This is a genomic window from Sphingorhabdus sp., assembly GCF_046292425.1.
Taxonomy (GTDB): domain Bacteria; phylum Pseudomonadota; class Alphaproteobacteria; order Sphingomonadales; family Sphingomonadaceae; genus Sphingorhabdus_B.
In genome coordinates, this window is the sequence record NZ_JBKBQV010000007.1 from 1 (window position 1) to 22,145 (window position 22,145).

General features: G+C 54.6%; 25 protein-coding genes. 14 read left to right on the forward strand and 11 right to left on the reverse strand.

The genetic code is table 11. The features are described 5' to 3' along the window. Window positions 1-263 (forward strand): SOS response-associated peptidase family protein (locus tag ACK4S7_RS02655; protein WP_409644266.1); only part of this gene is annotated, 263 nt, incomplete at its 5' end. Between the two features lie 282 nt (window positions 264-545). Beyond that, window positions 546-986, forward strand: a complete 441-nt coding sequence (locus ACK4S7_RS02660) for a hypothetical protein (protein ID WP_409644268.1) — start codon at window positions 546-548, stop codon at window positions 984-986. On the opposite strand, the gene ACK4S7_RS02665 is transcribed toward ACK4S7_RS02660, so the two are convergent. From ACK4S7_RS02665 to ACK4S7_RS02690, 6 genes are all read right to left on the reverse strand, one after another. Continuing rightward, window positions 983-1,282, reverse strand: a complete 300-nt coding sequence (locus ACK4S7_RS02665; RefSeq protein WP_409644270.1) for a DUF1294 domain-containing protein — start codon at window positions 1,280-1,282, stop codon at window positions 983-985. The two genes, ACK4S7_RS02660 and ACK4S7_RS02665, sit on opposite strands and share 4 nt — an antisense overlap. Window positions 1,283-1,306: 24 nt before the next feature. Beyond that, complete coding sequence (locus ACK4S7_RS02670; protein WP_409644272.1) at window positions 1,307-1,549, reverse strand: excalibur calcium-binding domain-containing protein; 243 nt, start codon at window positions 1,547-1,549, stop codon at window positions 1,307-1,309. 127 nt (window positions 1,550-1,676) lie between these two features. Then, on the reverse strand, window positions 1,677-3,140 hold the full coding sequence (locus ACK4S7_RS02675) for a hypothetical protein (protein WP_409644274.1): 1,464 nt from the start codon (window positions 3,138-3,140) through the stop codon (window positions 1,677-1,679). Then, window positions 3,137-4,189 (reverse strand): ribonucleotide-diphosphate reductase subunit beta, encoded by a 1,053-nt coding sequence (locus tag ACK4S7_RS02680; RefSeq protein WP_409644276.1) that lies wholly within the window; start codon window positions 4,187-4,189, stop codon window positions 3,137-3,139. The genes ACK4S7_RS02675 and ACK4S7_RS02680 overlap by 4 nt, the downstream gene beginning before the upstream one ends. 52 nt (window positions 4,190-4,241) lie before the next feature. After that, on the reverse strand, window positions 4,242-6,137 hold the full coding sequence (locus tag ACK4S7_RS02685) for a ribonucleoside-diphosphate reductase subunit alpha (RefSeq protein ID WP_409644278.1): 1,896 nt from the start codon (window positions 6,135-6,137) through the stop codon (window positions 4,242-4,244). A 594-nt stretch (window positions 6,138-6,731) separates the two neighbouring features. Beyond that, complete coding sequence (locus ACK4S7_RS02690) at window positions 6,732-7,268, reverse strand: EF-hand domain-containing protein (protein ID WP_409644280.1); 537 nt, start codon at window positions 7,266-7,268, stop codon at window positions 6,732-6,734. A 364-nt stretch (window positions 7,269-7,632) separates the two neighbouring features. Between ACK4S7_RS02690 and ACK4S7_RS02695 the strand changes: the two genes are divergently transcribed. After that, window positions 7,633-9,156, forward strand: coding sequence for a fumarate hydratase (locus tag ACK4S7_RS02695; protein ID WP_409644282.1), 1,524 nt, complete (start codon window positions 7,633-7,635; stop codon window positions 9,154-9,156). A gap of 11 nt (window positions 9,157-9,167) precedes the next feature. Here the strand turns inward: ACK4S7_RS02695 and ACK4S7_RS02700 are convergent, their stop codons facing one another. Beyond that, a complete protein-coding gene (locus ACK4S7_RS02700) occupies window positions 9,168-9,797 on the reverse strand; it encodes an FKBP-type peptidyl-prolyl cis-trans isomerase (RefSeq protein WP_409644284.1) in 630 nt (209 codons plus the stop codon). Window positions 9,798-9,909: 112 nt separating this feature from the next. Next, window positions 9,910-10,116, reverse strand: a complete 207-nt coding sequence (rpsU, locus tag ACK4S7_RS02705) for a 30S ribosomal protein S21 (protein WP_125231027.1) — start codon at window positions 10,114-10,116, stop codon at window positions 9,910-9,912. A 352-nt stretch (window positions 10,117-10,468) separates the two neighbouring features. Here rpsU and ACK4S7_RS02710 point away from each other — a divergent pair, with 352 nt between their 5' ends. Both ACK4S7_RS02710 and ACK4S7_RS02715 read left to right on the forward strand, forming a co-directional pair. Then, a complete protein-coding gene (locus ACK4S7_RS02710; protein WP_409644286.1) occupies window positions 10,469-11,233 on the forward strand; it encodes a class II aldolase/adducin family protein in 765 nt (254 codons plus the stop codon). A 149-nt stretch (window positions 11,234-11,382) separates the two neighbouring features. Then, window positions 11,383-11,922, forward strand: a complete 540-nt coding sequence (locus ACK4S7_RS02715; RefSeq protein ID WP_409644288.1) for a (2Fe-2S)-binding protein — start codon at window positions 11,383-11,385, stop codon at window positions 11,920-11,922. Window positions 11,923-11,926: 4 nt separating this feature from the next. Here the strand turns inward: ACK4S7_RS02715 and ACK4S7_RS02720 are convergent, their stop codons facing one another. Next, window positions 11,927-12,511 carry an HNH endonuclease gene (locus ACK4S7_RS02720; protein WP_295497883.1) on the reverse strand — a complete coding sequence of 195 codons (585 nt, stop codon included), beginning with the start codon at window positions 12,509-12,511 and terminating at the stop codon, window positions 11,927-11,929. A gap of 184 nt (window positions 12,512-12,695) precedes the next feature. Between ACK4S7_RS02720 and gluQRS the strand changes: the two genes are divergently transcribed. Genes gluQRS through egtD form a run of 5 tightly spaced genes read left to right on the forward strand, consistent with a single transcriptional unit; the run spans window position 12,696 to window position 16,608 of the window. Further along, window positions 12,696-13,556, forward strand: a complete 861-nt coding sequence (gene gluQRS / locus ACK4S7_RS02725; RefSeq protein WP_409644290.1) for a tRNA glutamyl-Q(34) synthetase GluQRS — start codon at window positions 12,696-12,698, stop codon at window positions 13,554-13,556. A gap of 43 nt (window positions 13,557-13,599) precedes the next feature. Next, entirely contained in the window at window positions 13,600-13,827 is a 228-nt protein-coding gene (locus ACK4S7_RS02730) for a hypothetical protein (protein WP_409644292.1), read from the forward strand. A gap of 9 nt (window positions 13,828-13,836) precedes the next feature. After that, a complete protein-coding gene (locus ACK4S7_RS02735; RefSeq protein ID WP_409644294.1) occupies window positions 13,837-14,418 on the forward strand; it encodes a cob(I)yrinic acid a,c-diamide adenosyltransferase in 582 nt (193 codons plus the stop codon). Then, window positions 14,394-15,650, forward strand: coding sequence for an ergothioneine biosynthesis protein EgtB (egtB, locus tag ACK4S7_RS02740; RefSeq protein ID WP_409644296.1), 1,257 nt, complete (start codon window positions 14,394-14,396; stop codon window positions 15,648-15,650). The genes ACK4S7_RS02735 and egtB overlap by 25 nt, the downstream gene beginning before the upstream one ends. Then, window positions 15,643-16,608 carry an L-histidine N(alpha)-methyltransferase gene (egtD, locus tag ACK4S7_RS02745; RefSeq protein ID WP_409644298.1) on the forward strand — a complete coding sequence of 322 codons (966 nt, stop codon included), beginning with the start codon at window positions 15,643-15,645 and terminating at the stop codon, window positions 16,606-16,608. Before egtB ends, egtD begins: the two co-directional genes overlap by 8 nt. A gap of 11 nt (window positions 16,609-16,619) precedes the next feature. Here the strand turns inward: egtD and ACK4S7_RS02750 are convergent, their stop codons facing one another. Next, complete coding sequence (locus ACK4S7_RS02750) at window positions 16,620-17,474, reverse strand: hypothetical protein (RefSeq protein ID WP_409644300.1); 855 nt, start codon at window positions 17,472-17,474, stop codon at window positions 16,620-16,622. Window positions 17,475-17,728: 254 nt separating this feature from the next. Between ACK4S7_RS02750 and ACK4S7_RS02755 the strand changes: the two genes are divergently transcribed. From ACK4S7_RS02755 to ACK4S7_RS02770, 4 genes are all read left to right on the forward strand, one after another. Then, window positions 17,729-18,397 (forward strand): energy transducer TonB, encoded by a 669-nt coding sequence (locus tag ACK4S7_RS02755; protein WP_409644302.1) that lies wholly within the window; start codon window positions 17,729-17,731, stop codon window positions 18,395-18,397. Between the two features lie 78 nt (window positions 18,398-18,475). Beyond that, on the forward strand, window positions 18,476-19,240 hold the full coding sequence (locus ACK4S7_RS02760; protein ID WP_409644303.1) for a MotA/TolQ/ExbB proton channel family protein: 765 nt from the start codon (window positions 18,476-18,478) through the stop codon (window positions 19,238-19,240). Between the two features lie 92 nt (window positions 19,241-19,332). Beyond that, window positions 19,333-19,875: an ExbD/TolR family protein gene (locus ACK4S7_RS02765; RefSeq protein ID WP_409644305.1), complete on the forward strand. Its 543-nt coding sequence runs from the start codon at window positions 19,333-19,335 to the stop codon at window positions 19,873-19,875. Between the two features lie 21 nt (window positions 19,876-19,896). Next, window positions 19,897-20,352: an ExbD/TolR family protein gene (locus tag ACK4S7_RS02770; RefSeq protein WP_409644307.1), complete on the forward strand. Its 456-nt coding sequence runs from the start codon at window positions 19,897-19,899 to the stop codon at window positions 20,350-20,352. Window positions 20,353-20,822: 470 nt separating this feature from the next. On the opposite strand, the gene ACK4S7_RS02775 is transcribed toward ACK4S7_RS02770, so the two are convergent. Beyond that, entirely contained in the window at window positions 20,823-22,133 is a 1,311-nt protein-coding gene (locus ACK4S7_RS02775) for a M20/M25/M40 family metallo-hydrolase (RefSeq protein ID WP_409644309.1), read from the reverse strand. Window positions 22,134-22,145 lie beyond the last annotated feature (12 nt).

The following is a 22,145-nucleotide window of genomic DNA, read 5'->3' on the forward strand; positions in this document are numbered from 1 at the left end:
CGGCAAAACAGGCAAGCACGGGTGATTTGCTGCACAATCTGGAGGATGCGGACCAGAGCGAAAGCGCGAACGCTGCGCCCCCGCCGTCCAAGGTCTTTGCCTTCCTCACCTGCGCGCCAAACCCGTTGGTCGCGCCTTTACATCCAAAGGCCATGCCCGTGATCTTGCACGAGGCGGATTATCAGGCATGGCTAACCGCCGATTGGGCCGAAGCCGCCGAGCTGGCCGTCCCGTTTCCAAGCCAGTTGATGGCGGTGGAATAGGCAGACACCGGCCATTTAGCCGATACGATCAGCGCGCCCGAATTGAAAAGTCACACTAGGGTCTCACCTAAACGGTCCGCGCGCTGCACCCGTTCCAGTGCGTTTGGCGCGATTATGTCCGCAACGTTTGTTGTCCCCCGAAGGGGACATTTTCAAAGAGCATGGCCCGCATGAGCGGACCTGACAAAAATCGTCCGCATTTGCGGAGCGACCGCGATCATCTCAAAGCAAATCCTACATTGCAATGAAAAGGTTGCAATATCAGGCAGACCGCCAGTGGCGATGCCGACGCCGACATGTTATATCGGCGTCATGGGGAGGCAGCTTCATACCGCATACAAGGCCGGCGCGGCCTATTTCGCCACGGTGTTTGCGTTGGGCTTCGTGCTTGGAACATTGCGGGTGCTGTGGCTGGTGCCGATGGTCGGCGAGACGAATGCGGTGCTGGCCGAACAGCCGGTGATGCTGATCGCAAGCTGGTTTGCGGCGGGGTGGCTGGTCGGGCGGTACAGGCTGGCGTCGGTGCGGGAAAAGGCAATCATGGGCGTTATTGCGTTTTTAATGCTGATGCTGGCGGAGGTGACGCTGGCCAGCCTATTGTTCGGGCAACCACCTGCGGCGTGGCTCGGTTCCCTCTTCGCGATGCCGGGGATTATCGGCTTGGCCGGCCAGACCCTGTTCGCGCTGATGCCGTTATTTGTGCGGCGGGGTCGGCAGGCCTAGCCAGCAAGCATCCACCCGCCCGCAAGCGCGGCGGCCACGCCGTGCAGTATCGCCGTCTGGTGCAGGTGGCTGCAAAAGGGTTGCTTGCGCGTCTTGTGCCGAAATACCGCGCGGCCAGCATAAGCCCCGACCGACCCGCCGAAAAATGCCCAGGCGAGCAAAGTTCCCTCCGATATCCGCCAAGAACCCGCCTCGGCACGGAGTTTGTCAAAACCGAACAGCATGAATGTCGCAAGGTTGATCAGCGCAAACGCCGCGACGAGGTTGGGGAGGGTGAGGAGGGAGGCGAAGTTCATGGGCGAGACCGCTTAATATCCTGATCAATAAGACTCGCAAGCGATGCCGTCATTATCGCGGTCCAGATGTGCCATATAGCCGGGCTCTCCATGATGCAACGGCGCCTTGCCAGCGGCGCGGACATCGGAGCAATATCTGTAAAACACAGGCGGGTCCGGAAGGCCAGCCGCCGCCCGCTCTTCTTTCGACATCGGAAAATTATACACGGCCAGAAAGGTCAGGACGACCAATGGGGCAGCGGTTTTGAGGAAGGAGTCGCGGGCCATAAATGTAAAATGGCATGCGATGGTTAAGGGGAGGTTGAGGCTGTGGTTAGCTCTCTCCGAAAGTTCTTAATTATCTCGTTTTTACCGACCTGAGTCTTAACTGAAGTAATGAATCGAGTTATCAGTATTAATCTGGCCGATCGTCGTTGGCAATTTCGACCGGCTCGAGTGTATTTCCAGATACCAATTCTACCTGATATGGTTCCAAAAAGGTTTCTTCGAAGGCAGCGGCGAATTCTTTCGTATCATTGACGTTATCGAACACAGGCCAAGTTCTGAGCGCTGATTTGCTAATTGCATTTGATGCAGCCGCCCTGGGTAAAATCTTACACACCTGATCGACATCTCCTTTTACGGCCGCGACACAGATTTTGAAATCGTCAGAACAAGCAGACCAGTCTAATTCATCAAGTGTTTTTTGAGCCATATCAGCTTTACCTGAACGCGCGTGGGAGTTTGCTAAATTGACCTGCATCATTCGTTTTGTAATGTCGTCTGCATTGCAACTCTGCTTATGGAGGGCAAAATCAAGGAGATGAATGGCTAATCGATATCGACGTTTACTGATTAAGTCGAAACAGACTTGGTTCAATTTAGTAAATGGCTGCGGTGATTTTTTGTCTAGTTTGCGCCACGCCATAAATGCAAACATAATTCCAAATTCACTAAGATAATCCACTGCCCTATGTAAATATTTCGGACCAAGATTAAAATTTTCCCCTACATTAAGCCCGTCAACGGGGCTTTTGAACGATTTACATTTCTCGATGTATCTATCAGTCACTATACCTGCTGCATGGGCAAATTGATTTCGTCGTTCGAATATCTCAAGATAATTAGGCAGCCTGTCATATTTGCCTACAATTTGCGTTTCGATTAATTTTTCTATGTATTCAAGCTGATCTTGGTGCGAACCTCTCAGCAACTGGTTAACTTCGTTTTCAATAGCATCGTTTAGTATTTTTGAAACGTCATTTGACTGAAACAGTTCACGATATGTTATCGTTTTATCACTAAATTTTACTTTGGTAGGCTCACTACGCAATATTTCATTTATGAAATCACCGGTCAGAGAGTCAAACGTTGCAACCAAGCTGAGCAACAAACTTGAAGGTAATGCCGCTAAGCCGGCGTTTATTTCATTCAATCGGTGAACTTGTTTTATAACACTTTCAAAGCCATTGTCGCTTAGTCCATATATTTCTGACAGCTCATCACCTTCAATTTGCACGCCATGCTTTTTCGCCTCTGGCAGAACCTGACCTTCCAGTCCTCCGGCAGCCATGCTGCCGCCAATCAACGTAATGATCGATATTAAGTGATGATACCTCGATAGATCGGCTTCAAACCTATCAATAAATTTACTGCATAACTCTCCAAATCCGGATACAATTTTATCCTGATCGTTGGTTTCATCATCACTCTCATCTTTGGTTTCTGTTTCTGCAGGGTTTTGCTTCAAACTATCGAGAGTAGAAGCTACTCGAAATGAGGTGAACTTTTCGCCTTGTTTTTCTCGGCTAAATTTGACGTACAGGTGATGTTCTGCTTTATTTTCCTTATCAATAACGGCTTGCTTAGCTTTACTCACTCCGCAGCGACCCCAGCCTGTTCGAACATGTCCATGCCGTCATTTTCGGCGACGATGATCTCGGCGACGTCTTTCTTCTTACGACGGTCGAACGAATCCCATACCTGGCCCCAATCGCCACGTGTGGACGCCTTGCTGTATTCAGTGGCGCGGGTTTCGAAGAAGTTGGCGTGCTCGACACCGTTCAGCAATGGTGCGAGCCATGGCAGCGGGTGGTCTTCGACCATGTAGATTGGCTGGAATCCAAGCTGACCCAGGCGCCAGTCGGCGATGTAGCGGATGTAGCGCTTGATTTCCTTGGCGGTCATGCCGGGGACCGGGCCCATTTCGAACGCGAGGTCGATGAAGCTGTCTTCCAGACGGACGACCTTCTGGCAGCAATCGATGATGTCTTCCTTGACCGCCTTGGTCAGGCATCCGCGCTCTGCGCAGAATGCGTGGAACAGCTTGGTGATGCCTTCGCAATGTAAGGACTCGTCGCGGACCGACCATGATACGATCTGCCCCATGCCCTTCATCTTGTTGAAGCGCGGGAAGTTCATCAGCATCGCGAACGAGGCGAACAGCTGGAGCCCTTCGGTAAAGCCGCCGAACATGGCGAGCGTGCGGGCGATATCCTCGTCGGTGTTGACGCCGAACTGGTGGATATAATCGACCTTCGCCGCCATTTCTTCATATTCAAGGAACGCCGAATATTCGGATTCGGGCATGCCGATGGTGTCGAGCAAATGGCTGTACGCCGCGATATGCACGGTTTCCATGTTGGAGAACGCGGTGAGCATCATCTTGACTTCGGTCGGTTTGAACACGCGGCCGTAATTTTCGTGGTAGCAATTCTGCACCTCGATATCGGCTTGCGTGAAGAAGCGGAAGATTTGCGTCAGCAGGTTGCGTTCATGGTCGGAGAGCTTCTGCGCCCAATCGCGGCAATCTTCGCCCAGCGGCACTTCTTCGGGCAACCAGTGAATCTGCTGCTGGCGTTTCCAGAAGTCATAGGCCCATGGATATTCGAAGGGCTTGTAGCTGTTGCGTGCTTCTAACAATGACATGTCTGTTTCCTTGGACCTAAATTTTACAACTTCGAAATGGTGTCGGCGTGCCTTATTGGCAGGCGAGGCACTCTTCATAATCGGTTTGTGCGGCAAGCTCGATCACTGGGGCCTCGGCGGTGTTGTCCGCCTCAACGCCGCCAGCAAAGCCCGCGCGCTGGATCGATTTCGAACGCAGATAATATAGCGACTTCACGCCCAGCTCCCACGCGCGGAAGTGGAGCATGAGAAGGTCCCATTTTTCCACATCGGCCGGAATGAACAGGTTCAGCGACGTTGCCTGGTCGATATAAGGCGTGCGGTCGGCGGCCAGCTCAATCAACCAACGCTGGTCGATTTCAAAGCTGGTCTTGAACGTGTCCTTTTCCTCTGGCGTGAGGAAGTCGAGATGCTGGACCGAGCCGCCCTTTTCAAGAATACTGTTCCAGACATTGGTCGAATCCTTCGACTTTTCCTGAAGCAGTTTTTCCAGATAAGGGTTCTTGACGATGAAGCTGCCCGACAGGGTCTTGTGCGTGTAGATATTGGCCGGGATCGGCTCAATGCACGCGCTGGTGCCGCCGCAGATGATCGAAATCGACGCGGTCGGTGCAATCGCCATCTTGCAGGAGAAACGCTCCATAACGCCCATTTCTTCGGCGTCGGGGCATGCGCCGCGTTCGTTGGCAAGCATCATCGATGCTTCGTCGACTTGCGCGCGGATATGCTTGAAGAACTTCATGTTCCACGATTTGGCAAGCGCGCTTTCAAAGCCCACTCCGCGGGACTGAAGGAAGCTGTGATAGCCCATGACGCCAAGGCCAATCGAGCGTTCGCGGCTGGCGGAATATTTCGCACGTGACATTTCGTCGGGCGCACGGTCGATGAAATCCTGAAGCACATTGTCGAGCATGCGCATCACGTCTTCGATGAAGACCTTGTCGCCGTTCCACTCATCCCATTTCTCAAGGTTGAGCGATGACAGGCAGCACACGGCTGTCCGGTCATTGCCCAGATGGTCGCGGCCGGTCGGCAAAGTGATTTCCGAGCAGAGGTTCGAGGTCGAAACCTTGAGGCCCAGATCGCGGTGATGCTTTGGCATCGCGTTGTTCACGGTGTCGCTGAAGATGATATATGGCTCGCCCGTTGCAAGGCGGGTTTCGACCAGCTTCTGGAACAAGGACCGCGCATCGATCGTGCTGCGGATTTCGCCAGTCTTGGGGCTGCGCAGGTGGAATTCCTCGCCAGCGCGGACAGCTTCCATGAAGGCATCGGACAGCAACACACCATGGTGCAGGTTCAACGCCTTACGGTTGAAATCGCCCGATGGCTTGCGGATTTCGAGGAATTCCTCAATCTCGGGGTGGCTGACGTCAAGATAGCATGCCGCCGAACCACGACGCAGCGAGCCTTGCGAAATGGCAAGTGTCAGGCTGTCCATCACGCGGACGAACGGAATGATGCCGCTGGTCTTGCCGTTCAGGCCGACAGGCTCACCGATACCACGGACATTGCCCCAATAAGTGCCGATGCCGCCGCCGCGCGAGGCAAGCCAGACATTCTCGTTCCAGGTGTTGACGATGCCTTCAAGGCTGTCATCGACCGAGTTCAGATAGCAGCTGATCGGCAGGCCGCGACCAGTGCCGCCGTTGGACAATACGGGCGTTGCCGGCATGAACCACAGACGCGAGATATAGTCATACAGACGCTGCGCGTGGGGCTCGTCGTCAGCATATGCCGACGCAACGCGTGCAAACAGGTCTTGGTAGCTTTCACCCGGTAGCAGATAACGGTCCTGCAACGTATCCTTGCCGAATTCGGTCAGCAAGACGTCGCGTGACGAATCGGTAACAACATTGAAGCGGCGCGCATCGACGCTCTTGCTGGACGCTGGCTTCTTGGTTTCAGCGACGTCAGCTTTCGCAGCCTCGGCTACTTTCTCAAGCACATCTGTCATCATTGCGGTCATGTCGTCGGCCCCCTGGCCAGTATCCCTGAAATCCATCTTAACCTGTAGCTCCATTCCTTGCGGCGACCCGAAACTGGTTGTCGGCTGATCCGGCATCCAGCGACCTGCTGTATATTGCGGGAAGCGATGTTCCCATATTGTTCGACTCAGGGCGCGAATTCCCTGTTAGCATTTTCTGGCCTTGTCAGGGGGAGTATTTTTACTTGTCCCCAGCTTATCGACGGGAAAAAAGCACCCACCGGCAGAATCACCGTCTGCAGACCAAAGCACAATTTGTGGTAATGCCCCCTATGGCCAACCGCTACCTATTGTGCCTTATTCATTTCCAGACGCAAGAGGGTAAATTGAAAATTAAGCCCTCAATTCGTCGCTCATTTGATTCAGTTCGTCGCAGTGCCAACTGTGCTGCAGTGCAGCGACGCGCGGACTTGCTAAGCAATTTCTGTCGCGCAAGATGGAAAATGAAGGGGGAGCAATATTTCTCGACCCGAAATGGAGATTATATATTTGCCCTAGGTGCGGCACAAAAAACGGGCCCGGATTTGCCTCCGGGCCCGATGGAGTCGACCGGCGAAACCGGTCAGGGGAGAAATTTTAGCCAATCAAAAAGATGTTCATTTCAGCCTTGGACACTATTTTATTTTTGTCAGTGTCAGCGGTCGCAAATGCAGATTTGGCCCATTTTGCCTTGGCAGCGGCATCCTTGGGCGCATTTGCGTCACCGGAGGCATCATAAAGCGCTAACACCCAGTTGCTGAACTCGGCTGGTTCCAAATTGCCATTATTATTGGCGTCGTAAGTTGGAAATTCGGCGTCGACCAGCTTTTGCACAGTGACTTCACGTGGCTCAGTTGTGCCAGTGGGCACCGTTGGCTCAGAAACCGAGGGCTGGTCCATTGCTGGCGTCGCGGGCGTTGCTGGCGTAGCCCGCGTTGCTGGTACGGTAGCCTCATCGCCGCTTCGTGGCGTTGCACGGGTGGCAGGGGTAGCAGGTGTCGCAGGCGTAGCCGAATGGGCGTTGCCGTGCTGAGCCTTGTCTGATGACGGTGTTGTCGGCTGGGTTTCAGTCTGTGCCATGGCTGGCAGGGCAGTTAGCGCCAGTAGACTGGTCGCGGTCAATAAACGTAACATAATATTCTCCAAATTGATTAAAGTGTTAAGTTTGCAAATCCTAATAGGATTGGAAAATTCGCAGTGGTGGGAAGTCCACAAAGTCAATAATCGATTATATGGACTAATTGTTTCGCCATAAAATAGCTATTTCGTAACGAATATCGGTTGAGCGTTCGGGCATATTCCATCCATCGCATATATGATTGATATTTAGGACGTATGGATTGGACCGTTGTACGTCTGTTGGAATACCCCGGCGTGAATTACTTGAACCCCAGATGAACAAAGTCTTTATCCAGCACGGGGTCACCAATCCACAATCCCGCTTGAATCCGTGTCCCTTCACGTTATGGGCTGGGGCAACAACAGCTACGGGGCCGCCATGACCGTTATTATCCGCAATGCCGATCTGATCGATAGCGTCGCTGACGCGCTACAATATATCAGCTATTTCCACCCGATGGATTACATCCGCGCGTTGGGGGATGCTTATGAGGCTGAACAGTCGCCGGCGGCCAAAGATGCTATCGCCCAGATATTGACGAACAGCCGGATGTGCGCAGAGGGGCATCGGCCGATTTGTCAGGATACAGGCATCGTCAACATATTCGTGAAATGGGGCATGGACTGCCGCTTGGAAGACACGTCGTCGTCGCTGCAAGAGGTAATCGACGAGGGCGTCCGCCGGGCGTATCTGCACCCGGATAACAAGCTGCGCGCTTCGGTCCTCGCTGACCCGGCATTTACGCGCCGGAATACCAAGGACAATACGCCATGCGTTTTGCATGTAGATATGGTGCCCGGATCAAAAATATCCGTCGACGTGGCCGCAAAAGGCGGCGGCAGCGAGAACAAGTCCAAATTCAAGATGATGAACCCTTCGGACAATATCGTCGATTGGGTGGTGGAGATGCTGCCGCAAATGGGCGCTGGCTGGTGCCCACCGGGGATGTTGGGCATCGGCATTGGCGGCACAGCCGAACATTGCGTGCTGCTGGCCAAAAAGGCTCTTATGGAACCAATTAATATGGGGCCGCTAAAGGCGCGGGGGCCGCAAAATGATATCGAAGCGATGCGGATCGAGATTTTTGACAAGGTCAACGCCCTTGGTATCGGTGCGCAAGGGCTTGGCGGGCTGTCGACAATATTGGACGTGAAGATCATGGATGCGCCATGCCACGCCGCAGGAAAGCCCGTGGCAATGATCCCCAATTGCGCCGCCACGCGCCACGCGCATTTCACGCTTGATGGCTCTGGCCCTGCCTATCTTGAACCGCCCAAGCTTGATGAATGGCCAAAGGTCGATTGGAAACCGGACGCTGCGGCCATTCGTGTGGACCTTGATACCCTGACGCCGGACGTCGTTGCCAGTTGGAAGCAAGGCGACCGACTGCTTTTAAATGGCAAGATGCTAACCGGACGCGACGCTGCGCATAAACGTATTGCCGACATGCTGGCCAGCGGCGAAGAACTGCCCGTCAGTTTCAAAGGCAGAATGATTTATTACGTCGGACCCGTTGATCCGGTAGGAGAAGAAATTGTAGGGCCAGCGGGCCCCACAACCGCCACGCGGATGGACAAGTTCATGGACATGATGCTTGAGCAAGGCCTGCTTGCCTGCGTTGGTAAGGCGGAACGCGGCCCGGCAGCAACGCAAGCCATCGCCAAGCACAAGAGCGCCTATCTGATGGCCGTAGGCGGCGCCGCCTATCTAGTGGCCCGCGCCATCAAGGGAAGCAAGATTGTCGGCTTTGCAGATTTAGGCATGGAAGCCATCTACGAATTTGAAGTGCAGGATTTCCCCGTCACGGTCGCAGTCGACAGTGACGGGAACAATGTCCACCAGCTCGCGCCAGCTTATTGGCAAAAGCGGATCAAGGACGAGGGATTGTTGCAGGGGGCTTAAGCCCCACGTCTTTACTGACCGCGCATTTGGGCGTCGATTTGCGCCTGGATTTCAGGGGGTAGGCCCTGTGGTGCGCCACCAGCCTGGCCGCCGCCTGCGGCAGCACCTTGTTGTTGCTGCATTTCCTGCATCTGTTTTTGCATAGCTTCGATTTCAGCGCGCGATTTAAACTCAAGCAGTTCGACATCAAATGTCAGTTCGCTACCGCCAGGAATGGCAACTTCGCCGGTTTGCGGGTTGCGCTGATCGTCCGGGCCATAGCCAAGCTCAGCCGGGATCCACAGGCGATATTTGCCGCCACGCTGCATAATCTTCAGGCCTTCTGAAAAGCCGGGAACAACGCCGGTCACTGGAAAGCCAGCTTGCGGATTCTGGTCAAAAACGGTGCCGTCTTTCAACATGCCTTTATAGCTGACAAGCACGACATCATTGTCAGTGGGCGTCGGCCCTTCGCCAGTTTGAATAATCTTGTAGCGCAAACCGGACGGCGTCGTCACGACATCGCCGAACTCCTGCCGTACATCGCTGGTGCCCCAATAAGCGAGGCCCCCCGCAGTTGCGAGAACCAACGCAATCGCGGCCCAATATTTGGTGAGCGAGCCTTTTTTAAGCGGCAGGATTGGAACGGCAGTGACGGACATTATGAATTTCCTGTTGGCTTTGTTGGGCGCTGACTAGCAGAAAGCAGCGCGGATTCTAGACACAAAAAAAGCGCCGGTAACAGGCGCCTTCCTTGTTGCAGATCGCAAACGACTATTTCGCGCCGTCACGTTCCTGCTGCTTGCGCTCCATCTTGCGAGCGCGACGGACAGCGGCAGCCTTTTCACGGGCACGTTTTTCCGATGGCTTTTCAAAATGACGACGCAGCTTCATTTCGCGATAAACGCCTTCACGCTGCAGCTTTTTCTTCAGCGCGCGTAGGGCCTGATCAACGTTATTGTCGCGAACCATGATTTGCATAAAAAACTCAACTCCGCATCGAATCGGCAAAATGGCTTAAAACTGCCACTTTGAAAGGCTAAAAACGAAAATCGCCGCGTTCACAGGCGGCGTGTTGTTGAGCCCCCTATAGCCTAAAGTCCGAAAGTTCAAGTCGCAATTGCGCCATTTTTGGCCAATATGCACCTATTCTGCATTAATCACGTCAACTCTGCCTCAATTCAATGCCCGCCGGACTTGCTGCTGCCCCGAGGTCCGAACAACCCGGTCAAGTTTGTGGAATTTCGGCGTCGGCCGATACCCGGCGCGATAGCAGGACGGCAGTTGTCAATATCTTCCGATGGATGCATAATGGTGCCAAAGGAGAGCGTGCATGGCCACACAGTTGATGTCGAACAGCAAATATAGTGAAGCCGAATGGACCGCACGGCAGGAGCTTGCAGCCTGCTATCGGATATTTTCAATGTTCGGTTGGGACGAGTTGGTGTTCAATCACATCACCGTTAAGGTGCCGGATGAAGAGGGCGCATTTCTCATTAATCCGTATGGCATGCATTTCGGTGAGGTTACTGCGTCGAGCCTGATCAAAATTGATATCGATGGCAACAAGATCGACGTCGACAACCCGTGGCATGTTAACAAGGCTGGCTTTGTCCAGCACAGCCTGTTCCACCGCACTTTGCCGGACGCACATGCGATCATCCATACGCACACCACCGCAACTGTCGCAGTTTGCAGCCTTGAGGGCGGACTGCAGCCTGTAAATTTTTACGCCTGCAATTTCATGGGGCAACTGGCCTATCATGATTTTGAAGGTGTGACAGTGCGCGAAGAAGAGGGCGTGCGGCTGGTTCAGAATTTGGGTGACAAGCGCATATTAATGCTGAAAAACCATGGCCCTGTCGTCATGGGCAAGACGTTGCCCGATGCCTTCATCAAATATTGGGCCCTCCAACGTGCCTGCGAACAGCAAATTGCAACGATGCAAATGGGCACGCCAATCACCGTTTCGCCAGAGGTCATCGCCGTGCACCAGCGCGACTTGTATATGGCATCGCCTCCCGGTGGTTCGGGACGTGTCGAATTCGACGCCATGGTGCGCAAGGTTGACCAGATCGATAAAAGCTGGCGGGACTGATTCTGGCCTGAAACATTAACCGTTCGCCGGGAATGGTGTTGAAAACGGTCATCCCCCCCGCTTGCGGGAGGGGGTAGGGGAGGGTAACAACATATGATGAAAATGCGACACGCCTTTCCCCGGCCCATTCCGCAAGCGGGAGGGGAGATTTGACCAAATTTACCGTCAACGACCGGCCGGTCCAGTATAAGATGGACGCACAAACGCCGTTGTTATGGGCATTGCGGGATGCATCGAACCTTACGGGTACCAAATTTGGCTGCGGCAGCGGCGATTGCGGTGCCTGTATCGTCGAAATCGACGGAGAGGCGATCCGTTCCTGCCTGGTCACCATATCTGAGGCCGAGGGCCGTTTCGTCACAACGATCGAAGGCCTCAGCCGGGACCGCAGCCACCCGCTTCAACAGGCGTTTGTTGCTAGCAATGTCCCACAATGCGGATTTTGCATATCAGGCGTCATCATGGCGGCTTCGGTGCTTTTGAAGAAAAACAGCAACCCGACCGACGCCGAAATTGATGCCGCGATCACTAACCTGTGCCGCTGCGGAATTTACCCGCGCTTGCGTGACGCAATCAGGCGGGCTGGGCGAGTGATGCGCGGGGAAGAACGCATTGCAGCAGCGCCGCCGCCGGGTATCACGCCTGAAGATGCCGCGCGCGCAGTGCCTGCGTTAACCGTAACGCAGTAGGGTCTTACCCCTCCAGCTCGATATCCCAATACAGCCAATCGTGCCATGTTTCGTGTAGATGGTTGGGCGGAAACGCGCGGCCCCGGTCCTGCAATTGCCAGCTCGTGGGCCGGATTGCAGCCATGTTTAATTGCATATGCGCTTGCTTGGGCGTGCGACCTCCTTTTTTCAGGTTGCAGTGCAAGCAAGCGGTCGTGACATTTTCCCAGCTCGTGATCCCGCCCAGCCGGCGCGGGACGATGTGATCGAAGGTCAGATTGTCTCCCGATCCACAATATTGGCATTCAAACTTGTCGCGCAGGAACAGATTGAACCGCGTGAAAGCCGGATATTCGGAGGGTTTTACATATTGGCGCAGCGCAATGACCGACGGAATTTTCATGTCGAGGCTTGGGCTATGCACATGCCGGTCGTAGTTCGAGACGATATCGACCTTGTCGAGAAACACGGCTTTTATGGCAGTCTGCCAAGGCCACAGGCTTAAAGGGTAATAGCTCAGCGGCGTGTAATCCGCATTCAGCACCAGCGCAGGGCAGTTTTCCGGGTGCCGCGCCCGGCCAGCTGCCTCGAAAGTTCCGGTATGCAACATAAGTCGAACCCTACTCCCCTTTTGTCATACATGCTTTAAGCATATCAGCGTTACAGCATTCTGACATTCGGCAACCTATTTGCACATATTGTGACGTCAAGTAGGTAAAGATACTGGATGTGGTATTGTTGGGGATAATTTTTTGACGGCGTTGGATTTTATCAGGAAATATTTACCCGTTCCGTTGACGTATGGAACTCGGCCAGTCACGAGATTTGCACCGAGTCCCAACGGGCAGTTGCATATGGGGCATGCTTTTTCGGCGTTGTGCGCCCATGATTTTGCCCGCGCCTTTGGTGGCCAATTCCACTTGCGCATTGAGGATATCGACGGCACCCGTAGCAGGCCGGAGTATATTGAGGCGATTATGGCGGATATGGAATGGCTTGGATTGGAACATGACGGCGCGGTCCAGTTTCAGTCGCAACATATTGCCCGCTACGCGGCGGCAAGGGACAGTCTGATATGTGCAGGCCTTTTATACCGCTGTGGCTGCAGCAGAAGCGATATAGCCGAAGCGCTAAGGCATAAGTCAGTGCCACATGGCCCCGACGGGCCGCAATATCCGGGAACGTGCCGCGTCAGGCCCTATCAAGGCGATACTGCCTTTTGCTGGCGGCTGGATATGGAAAAGGCGCTGGCTATGGCTGGGCCGCTGACATGGACGGATCTCACGGCAGGAAAGCAATATGCCCATCCAATGGCGTTCGGGGATGTCGTGATCTGGCGAAAGGATGCACCTGCCTCATATCATCTGGCAGCGACGTGTGACGATGCAGCAGATCAGATCACCCATATTGTGCGCGGCAAAGACCTTTTTGCATATACCGCCATCCATCGGCTGTTGCAGCAATTGCTTGATATGCCAGAGCCTGTGTATTGGCATCACCCTTTACTGCTCGACGCCAGCGGCGAGAAGCTTTCCAAAAGCAAATCATCGCCTGCTTTATCCGCAAGACGTCTGGCGGGCGAAAGCGGGCCAGGACTTATTGATAATTTGCGTCAGGGAACGCTAATGCTTGGAATTTCGTTATCTGATGCCTAGATAGGTTTTGCGGGGTATTGGCCCCGGACAAGGACTTCTCCCGATGACTATTTTGCTGGTTCTCCTCATCATTGGTGCCGCTGGTGCCGTTGCTTTTGCTTTGGTGCGCGGTTTGCACGCTTTTGCCAATTTGCGTCCAGCGGACGTAGATGAGGCCGGTCTGCCCAAATCACTGACGGTGCAGAACAAAATGATGTTCGCGCGCGTAAAATGGCAAGCGATCACGATTGTGCTGCTCGCTATTCTGGTTCTTGTTGCCGGATCGCAATAAGCGCGGCGCATGGTCAAGCTGAACAAGATTTATACGCGCACTGGCGACGATGGCACAACGGGGCTGGTGGACGGGTCGCGCGTATCAAAGACAGCGTCGCGGTTACACGCGATTGGCGAAGTGGACGAAACCAACTGCGCGCTGGGCGTTGCCATTCAGTCGCTGGCGGCAGATGAGGGCGAAACCCCTTTGGTAACTGGCTTGCGCCGCGTCCAGAATGACCTGTTCGACCTGGGTGCGGATATCGCGACGCCGGGCGACAGGTTTGAACCCTCGCCGATGGAATTGCGGATTGTTGCAGCGCAGGTCGAATGGTTGGAAGCCGCGATCGATGAGGCAAATGCGCAATTGCCGCCACTGACGAGCTTCATACTGCCGGGTGGAAGCTTGCCTGCGGCGCATATGCATATGGCGCGGGTAACGGCGCGGCGGGCGGAACGCGCGTTGGTGATGGCTTCAGCTGATGTGGCGATTAACCCACAGGCGTTGAAATATCTCAATCGTCTGTCCGACTATTTCTTTACGCTTTGCCGGTTGATCAACGCGTCGCGCGGCGGTGATATTTTGTGGGTGCCGGGCGCATCGCGGTGACAGGCGACCTGAAAGGCCGGTTTTTTGCCGCCCGGCAGCTTACGGCAGACCTCGCCGCGCCATTATCGGATGCAGATGCCACTGTGCAATCGATGCCAGACGCGTCGCCCACAAAATGGCATCTGGCGCACGTCACTTGGTTTTTGGAAAGTTTCATCCTGCGCGACCATGTGCCGGGATATCGGCCGTTTGACGACAGCTTCGGCTATTTGTTCAACAGCTATTACGAGGCCGAAGGCCAGCGCCACGCACGCGACGCGCGGGGGCTGATCACACGGCCCGCTTTGGCCCGGATATTGGAATATCGTGCACATGTGGAGGGCGTAATCGCTACGCAGTGGGACCTGCTTCCGCAAGCTGCCCTCGACCTGATCGAACTTGGCATTCAGCATGAACAACAGCATCAGGAGTTGCTGCTGACCGATATCCTGCACTTGTTCGCGCAAAACCCGATGCAACCCGCTTATTGGGCGGATACTGACATTCCCGAAGTGGCATTGGCTGCAACCGATATGCATTGGGTCGATGGTCCGCACGGTATTCACCCCATGGGCCATTCGGGAACTGGCTTTGCCTTTGACTGCGAAGGCCCGCGGCATGAAGCGTTGTTGCAACCTTTCGCGCTTACCGACCGTCCAGTCAATAATGGCGAATGGATGCAATTCATGGCCGATGGCGGTTATGGTGAACCTCGGCATTGGTTGTCCGATGGCTGGGCTTGGGTGCAGCGCGAGAACACAATTGCGCCTCTGTATTGGCGAAAGGACAAAGATGGCCAATGGGGCTCGTTCGGGCTGGATGGTTGGCGCGAAATCGACTTGGCCGCACCCGTCACCCATATCAGCCTGTATGAGGCCGATGCCTATGCAGGCTGGGCAGGGGCACGTTTGCCGACCGAGGCGGAATGGGAAGTCGTGGCCGCACGACGCGATCCGCGTGAAGGCAATCAGCTTGACGCACCCGGCGCGGTCAGGCCCGATGCCACGGCGGCGCACGCGATGTTCGGCAATGTATGGCAGTGGACAGGCAGCGCCTACCGGCCCTATCCGCGATTTCGCGCCGCCGAGGGGGCAGTCGGTGAATATAATGGCAAGTTCATGAGCGGGCAGTTTGTGTTGCGGGGCGGAAGCTGTGCAACGCCGCGTGGCCATGTGCGGGCCTCATATCGCAACTTTTTTTATCCGCATCAACGCTGGCAATTTACTGGTTTAAGATTGGCTAAAGATGTCTGATAGACAATTAGAAACAGCGGCGGACCCGCAGTTCAAGGCCGACGTGTTGAACGGTTTGAGGGGTCCACGGCGCGCCATTCCAGCGCGCTGGTTCTATGATGAACGCGGATCGGAATTGTTCGACGATATCACGCGTCTTCCCGAATATTATCCCACGCGCACGGAGACGGCCTTGCTCCAATCGTGCAGCGCTGACCTCGCCGCGCGCATCGGACCCGGTGCTGCAGTCATTGAATTTGGCGCGGGCAGCGCGACGAAAACGCCTTTGTTGTTGGAAGCCATTGCGCCCTCGGCATATGTACCCATCGACATTTCCGGCGATTATCTGCGGTCGTCGGCTGATATTCTGCAATCGCGCTTTCCTGGCCTGAAAGTCATTCCCGTCGAAGCGGACTTTACCGGCGATGTTGAATTACCCGAGATTTTAGGGGCGTCGCAAAGGCTTGGATTTTTTCCGGGCTCAACCATTGGCAATTTCGTGCCCCGCAGCAGCGTCGATCTTCTACGACATATGCGCGACATATTGGGTGAAGGGGCGAAGTTGCTGATAGGCTTTGACCGTATCAAGCCTGACGAGGTTTTGATCCCGGCTTATGACGATATGTCGGGTGTGACGGCGGCGTTCAATCTTAACCTGCTGCATCGAATCAATGGCGAGCTCAACGGGAATATTCCCGTCGAAGCTTTTGTGCACGATGTGCGATGGAACGACATGCAGTCGCGTATTGAAATGCACCTGCGTTGTTTGCGCAACGTTGAATTCCGCGTTTCTGGTGAGGCGTTTGCGATGAAAGCAGGCGAAAGCATCCATACGGAAAACAGCCACAAATATGATCTGCGCGGATTGCGGCTGCTGCTGCGCGCCGGTGCGTGGACACCCATTGCAGATTATAGTGACCAGAAGGGCTGGTTCACGCTGGTATTGGCGGAAGCCGCACCGTTATTTGCGGCCCCATGACGATTTCCCCGCTACCGCTTACGTCCGCAGGGTCCAAGCGCGTCAATCACAAACTTATAGTCTGCCTGCGCGCGGGCAGTGTCTTGGTTGCTGGCCGCTTCTACCCGCTCGGATGGCAGGCTTCGCGGAAGACCGCAGGCAAGGCGATACCATAGCAATGTAAACCGTTCGGGCGCCGTCGCCGACGCGTCAATGACTTCGGCTGTCGACACAGCCCACTGCTTTTGCTGGCCGGGCCGGCTCAGCACGGTGAGAGACAGAGGTTGATCGTTGTCCGTCTTCAGGAATATTTGGGTTTCGCCCTCGCCCAAAACCGTCCCAGCACTGTGAAACGCGCTGGTTATTCCGGTAATTCGACGTGGCGCACCCAATTGTACTGCCTCGCTAGTAATGTTGCGGACTAGCGTGTCGTTCGCAGCGCTGAACAATGCCACGGCATTCGGCCGGGAAAGTTGAATTTCGCCCAAACGACCCTGAACCTGTCGCCCAAAGAGGAACACACGCTGCTTTTTTAGCTTGGGAATTTTCCCTTTCGCGTTTTTCGGCACATCCAGCAAAAAACGAACGCGCGGGGCGAACCCGCCTTCGCCGCGAATCAATGCCATAACGTCGGCTTCGACCAACACCCGCTCCATCGATGTGGGCACGCCGACTGACTGTTCGACGGTTAACTTTTTTACATTTCTAACAGTCACGTCGATAATGAGAGGCGATATTACTATCAGGTCCGCTAAATCTGAATAGCTTGCAGAATCCGCCTGAATTGCAAATGAGACTGGCAGATCCAGCGGAGCCTGTGCCGACGTTGCCGTACCAAGCCCTAGAAAAATCAAGCATAAACTCATTTTTGCATGAACGATGCGCATTCATAATCCCTTTCCTCAACCGCAATTGGACGCCATTTCGGCTTGTCTCATATTGTAGCATAATGCTGACCTGTCCATGAATTGCGCGTGAATCGCAGAATCCGGATTGCTTGGCCTGTTATGGTTGGCTAATGCGTCGATGAATCGAGCAAAAAAAAGACAGATTTCGATATCGCGGGGGTACATCGCGGGCATGTTCAAGCATGTTACGTTCGTGTACTGTATTGTTTTGAAGGTAGGAGAGTTGTTTCCGCATGGCATATGCTGATCAAGATGGGATGAGCACGAACCGTTTGGTTTCTGTCATCATTGTTATCCTGCTTCACGTCTTCCTGGGTTATGCCTTGGTCACGGGTCTTGCGTATGACGCGGTCACGTCCATCAAGGAAAAGATGACCGTAGTTGATGTGAAGGAAGAAGAACCACCAGAAGAAGAAGAGCCGCCGCCACCTGAGCCAGAAAAGCAGATTGAGCCTCCGGTCGTTTCACCTCCGCCTATTGTGAAGACGGTGACGCCGCCGCCACAGATCACGACCGTTGCGACACCGCCGCCGTCGATCAGCATCGTGCCGACTGCTGCCCCGCCCGCGCCGGCAGCTCCACCTCCACCTCCACCGCCACCCGCAGGTCCGACTGCTGAGGCAAAGCCGAGGGGCAACCCCGGCAACTGGGCAAACACGAACGACTATCCGTCACGTGCGTTGCAGCAGGAGCGTGAAGGTACGACAGGATTTCGCGTCACTGTCGGTACTGATGGCCGCGTAATTGATTGCACCATTACGCAATCTAGCGGTCATGAAGATCTGGATGCGGCAACCTGCACCAACGTCAAACGTCGTGCGCGCTTTGATCCCGCTGTCCGGAACGGCGAGAAGATCGAAGGTTCTTACTCAAACCGCGTACGGTGGCAGATACCGAAATAATATACCGGCCCGGCAAAGGGGGAGCCTTCGCGCCGGGTCTTATTGCTAGCGAGTTAAATTTTTTGAGAGGTAGTTAAAATGTCGATTTTGTTTCTGACTGCGGCTGGTGCCGCAAACCCAGATGTGGCCGCACAATTCGGTCTTATCCCTGCACTGAATGAAGGTGGTCCGATTTCCTGGGCGATTTTCAGCGTCATGGTCATCATGTCGATTTTCTCATTCTACATTTTGTTCACCAAATTGTTCGAACAACGTCGCGTGATGAACCAGTACAAGCAGGTCCGTGCACAGTTCTGGCGTGCAAACACGCTTGAAGAAGGCGCTGCAAAGCTCGACAAGGATAGCGCGTATCGCCAGGTCGTTGACGACGGTATTGAGGCACAAAAGCAGCATGGCCTTTTGACTGACCCAGTGGAAGCGCATGACTGGTTGCATGGCGCAATGGCCCGTTCGGAAGATTCGATTAACAACAAGCTGGCAGCCGGTCTTCCGTTCCTTGCCACGGTTGGTGCAACGGCTCCTTTCGTCGGTCTGCTTGGTACCGTTATCGGTATTTATTCAGCGCTGATCAAAATTGGTATTGCCGGTCAGGCCGACATCGGCAAGATCGCTGGCCCAGTGGGTGAAGCACTGATCATGACCGCAATTGGTCTGTTCGTTGCCGTTCCTGCCGTGCTTGCGTACAACTGGCTTCAGGCCCGTAACAAGACGATCGCACGTAGCTTGGCAACTTTCTCGAACGATGTGCTTGGTTACATCTCTTCGGGTGGCCGCGTGAAGCCAGCCGTGACCACAATGGCAGCGCCTGGCAAACCAGCACCTGCCGCTGCGGTAAAGAAGTAAGATTGGGTGAGGGCTGCGTTTCGGCGCGGCCCATCCGCCAGCTGACGCTGGTGCTCGATTTTTGACCCAATGTAGTTAGAGAGGATTGGCCAATGGCAATCAGTTCAGGAGGCGGCGGCAATGATACGCCAATGTCTGACATCAACACGACGCCGCTCGTCGACGTCATGCTGGTGCTCCTCATCGTTTTCCTCATCGCAATTCCGGTCGCCATTCAAACGGTGAAAATGGATATTCCGATCGTCAAGTTTGAACCAACGAAGGCGAAACGTGAAAACGTGCTTTTGTCGGTGACGACGACTGATGTTGCAGGTCGTGACCCAGGTGACCCCGCTTATGAAGGTGCAAACCCGAATGGCGAGTGCCGCATATACTGGAACGTCACGCCCGTAGACTCAACTGAGTTGGTGGATCGCGCGGCAAAGCATTTGAAGGCCGAATTCGAAAAGCTAGGTGGCGAAGAAGCTGCTGCGGCTGGTCAGATCTTGCCTGAAATGTTGCCGGAAGCGCATATCCGTGGTGATATTAACACGCCCTATCGTTGCATCGGTGGTGCAATTTACACCATGCAAATGGCTGGTTTCGCGCGCGTTGGCTTCATTTCGTCGCCATTCGAAAACGCGAATGTCCAGTAAGCAATTTAAGGAGCAATCATCATGGCAATGAGTGGCGGTAACGATGATGGCCAGCCGATGATGGAAATGAACACGACGCCGTTGATCGACGTCATGCTCGTTCTCCTCATCATGCTGATGATCACCATCCCCCCGGTTTCGCACGCCGTAAACATCGACCTTCCGGTCAATGACCCCAATGCACCACCACCTGAGGTTCCGATCGATCCTGTGATCAACAAGATCGTCATTCTTCCGGATAGCACTATCCAGTGGAACGGTACCCCGGTTACATTGCAGCAGATGGAGCAGTTTCTGGTCCGGACGACTTCAATGAACCCGGAACCTGAGCTTCAGTTTCAGCCAGCACCAACAGCGCCTTATGACACTGTTGACAAGGCATTGGTCGCAGTGAAGCGCAGTGGCATTACGAAATTCGGTTTTGTTGGTAATGAACAATATCGCGTATTCGGTAAGGCCGCGCGTGAAGGTCGGTAGTCTCACGACCTCAAATTGAATCGACATAGAAACGGGCGGTGCAGAAATGCGCCGCCTTTTTTTGGTTCAAGGGTCAGGTGTCGACCACGCATTTGTGAGAGGCGGCCACAAGATGTGACTGGCCTTTCCTATGGCCATTCCAGCCACTGTGCGCGTTCAGGCAACAATATCCCCACCGGGCAGGCAGAAAACTAGCTCAGTTTCCTTGGCACAGCTGCGGTCACTGCCAAGATATTCAACGCCCCCACGCCAAGGCGACGACGTCATTCTTTGGAAAGTCACACTAAGGTCTCACCTAACCGGACTTGGGAGCGTCCTGATGAGCCCAATGCACGCGGCTGCCGTCATTGACGATTGACGATGCTTCCATACACGCTGTCATGCCAAACCCTACATTGCAAGCCTGTTTGTAATCGGTACGCGAGCGCGGCGTGACATAAGGAGGTTGCAATGAAGCTGGCCTCCGGATGCTATTTCCCGCGCGACAACCGGGTCATCAATATGGCTGCGCGTTTGGCTTGGCGCCTTATGCTTGTGAGATCTACCGTCTCGCCGGGCGCATGGTCGCCCTTGCTGTATGCGCCCAGGCCAACGAGACCATCGACGTCATTGGCGACAAAGCTAATGTCTCCAGCCCCCCGCTTGAGAGGGTCGAGTGCTGGCTGTTCTGCGAGGCCAAGGTCCCGGTTGACCGTATTGAGGTGCGCCAACAACGCCTTATTGCCGTCGGTCGGCGCCATGGCAGGGTAGCTGCCGGGGTCGAAGCTGATTGTTGCTTTGGTTTTCGGAGCGGAGGCTGCAGCGATGGCAATCATCTTTTCCCGAACGCGCGCGCTCTGTTCCTCTGATAAGGTCCGGAAATCTCCGCGGGCCACCGCGACACCGGCTATTATGTTTGTCTTGCCCTTCGCGCTAACGCGCACGCCGTCGGCATCTAAGCTTGCTTCCTGGCCGCCTGCCACAAGGCCGACATTGAACGTCAGGTTCTGCTCCGGCAGCTCAGTGCGGAACCGGTGCAAGATGCGCGCAAGTTCAAAGACCGCGCCGTCGCCATATGTCGAATCAAAGATAAGCGAGCTGTGCCCCGTGACACCGGACACTTCTAGTTTCCAGCTGTTTGATGACCGCCGCGAAATGACGCCCATATCTTTGCCATCTTCAATGGACAGCCCTTCAAAATCGAGTGCGACATCAGCAATCTTGCCTGCTGCAATTAATGGCGCTCGAGTGATGTCGATGGGATCGCCTGCATCCTCCTCGTCACCTGTCATATGTATCTCGATTGCTGCGTCCTTCAGTGTGCCTGCAGCCTGCATTGCGCGCAGTGCGGATACAATGACAACCATCCCGCCCTTATCGTCTCCAGCGCCGGGGCCGACCGCCTCATCGCCGTTGCGTACAAAGGTCTGGAATGGACTATCCTCCTCAAACACGGTGTCGAGATGGGCAATGAGCAAAAGCTTCTTGCTACCCTTCTTACCGGCTTTCTTCGCGACAAGATGGCCGGCACGACCTGCCTTTGACATATCGAGCCATTCGACCTTGAAACCCAGCGGCTCCAGTTCCTCGCGCATCATGTCGCCTACGGTCTTAACGCCGGGAAAATTCATCGTGCCGGAGTTCTGGTTCACCAGCTTTTCAAGCAAGGCCACCGAGCGTTCATACTCAGCGTCGACCGTTGCCACCATCTTCGTTTCGGGGGCGGACAACCGGGCATGCGCTGCTGGCGAAAGTGCGACAAGGGCAAAGCCGCTGCACAGCATGAGGGCGCGTAAATTCATAATATACTCCCG

What these genes read in the sequence shown, in the direction of transcription:
- ACK4S7_RS02660 (WP_409644268.1), top strand. Translation starts at nt 546, where the DNA reads ATGCCGACGCCGACATGTTATATCGGCGTCATGGGGAGGCAGCTTCAT.
- ACK4S7_RS02665 (WP_409644270.1), bottom strand. Translation starts at nt 1,282, where the DNA reads ATGAACTTCGCCTCCCTCCTCACCCTCCCCAACCTCGTCGCGGCGTTT.
- ACK4S7_RS02670 (WP_409644272.1), bottom strand. Translation starts at nt 1,549, where the DNA reads ATGGCCCGCGACTCCTTCCTCAAAACCGCTGCCCCATTGGTCGTCCTG.
- ACK4S7_RS02680 (WP_409644276.1), bottom strand. Translation starts at nt 4,189, where the DNA reads ATGTCATTGTTAGAAGCACGCAACAGCTACAAGCCCTTCGAATATCCA.
- ACK4S7_RS02685 (WP_409644278.1), bottom strand. Translation starts at nt 6,137, where the DNA reads ATGACCGCAATGATGACAGATGTGCTTGAGAAAGTAGCCGAGGCTGCG.
- ACK4S7_RS02690 (WP_409644280.1), bottom strand. Translation starts at nt 7,268, where the DNA reads ATGTTACGTTTATTGACCGCGACCAGTCTACTGGCGCTAACTGCCCTG.
- ACK4S7_RS02695 (WP_409644282.1), top strand. Translation starts at nt 7,633, where the DNA reads ATGACCGTTATTATCCGCAATGCCGATCTGATCGATAGCGTCGCTGAC.
- ACK4S7_RS02700 (WP_409644284.1), bottom strand. Translation starts at nt 9,797, where the DNA reads ATGTCCGTCACTGCCGTTCCAATCCTGCCGCTTAAAAAAGGCTCGCTC.
- rpsU (WP_125231027.1), bottom strand. Translation starts at nt 10,116, where the DNA reads ATGCAAATCATGGTTCGCGACAATAACGTTGATCAGGCCCTACGCGCG.
- ACK4S7_RS02710 (WP_409644286.1), top strand. Translation starts at nt 10,469, where the DNA reads ATGGCCACACAGTTGATGTCGAACAGCAAATATAGTGAAGCCGAATGG.
- ACK4S7_RS02720 (WP_295497883.1), bottom strand. Translation starts at nt 12,511, where the DNA reads ATGTTGCATACCGGAACTTTCGAGGCAGCTGGCCGGGCGCGGCACCCG.
- ACK4S7_RS02730 (WP_409644292.1), top strand. Translation starts at nt 13,600, where the DNA reads ATGACTATTTTGCTGGTTCTCCTCATCATTGGTGCCGCTGGTGCCGTT.
- ACK4S7_RS02735 (WP_409644294.1), top strand. Translation starts at nt 13,837, where the DNA reads ATGGTCAAGCTGAACAAGATTTATACGCGCACTGGCGACGATGGCACA.
- egtD (WP_409644298.1), top strand. Translation starts at nt 15,643, where the DNA reads ATGTCTGATAGACAATTAGAAACAGCGGCGGACCCGCAGTTCAAGGCC.
- ACK4S7_RS02750 (WP_409644300.1), bottom strand. Translation starts at nt 17,474, where the DNA reads ATGCGCATCGTTCATGCAAAAATGAGTTTATGCTTGATTTTTCTAGGG.
- ACK4S7_RS02755 (WP_409644302.1), top strand. Translation starts at nt 17,729, where the DNA reads ATGGCATATGCTGATCAAGATGGGATGAGCACGAACCGTTTGGTTTCT.
- ACK4S7_RS02760 (WP_409644303.1), top strand. Translation starts at nt 18,476, where the DNA reads ATGTCGATTTTGTTTCTGACTGCGGCTGGTGCCGCAAACCCAGATGTG.
- ACK4S7_RS02765 (WP_409644305.1), top strand. Translation starts at nt 19,333, where the DNA reads ATGGCAATCAGTTCAGGAGGCGGCGGCAATGATACGCCAATGTCTGAC.
- ACK4S7_RS02770 (WP_409644307.1), top strand. Translation starts at nt 19,897, where the DNA reads ATGGCAATGAGTGGCGGTAACGATGATGGCCAGCCGATGATGGAAATG.
- ACK4S7_RS02775 (WP_409644309.1), bottom strand. Translation starts at nt 22,133, where the DNA reads ATGAATTTACGCGCCCTCATGCTGTGCAGCGGCTTTGCCCTTGTCGCA.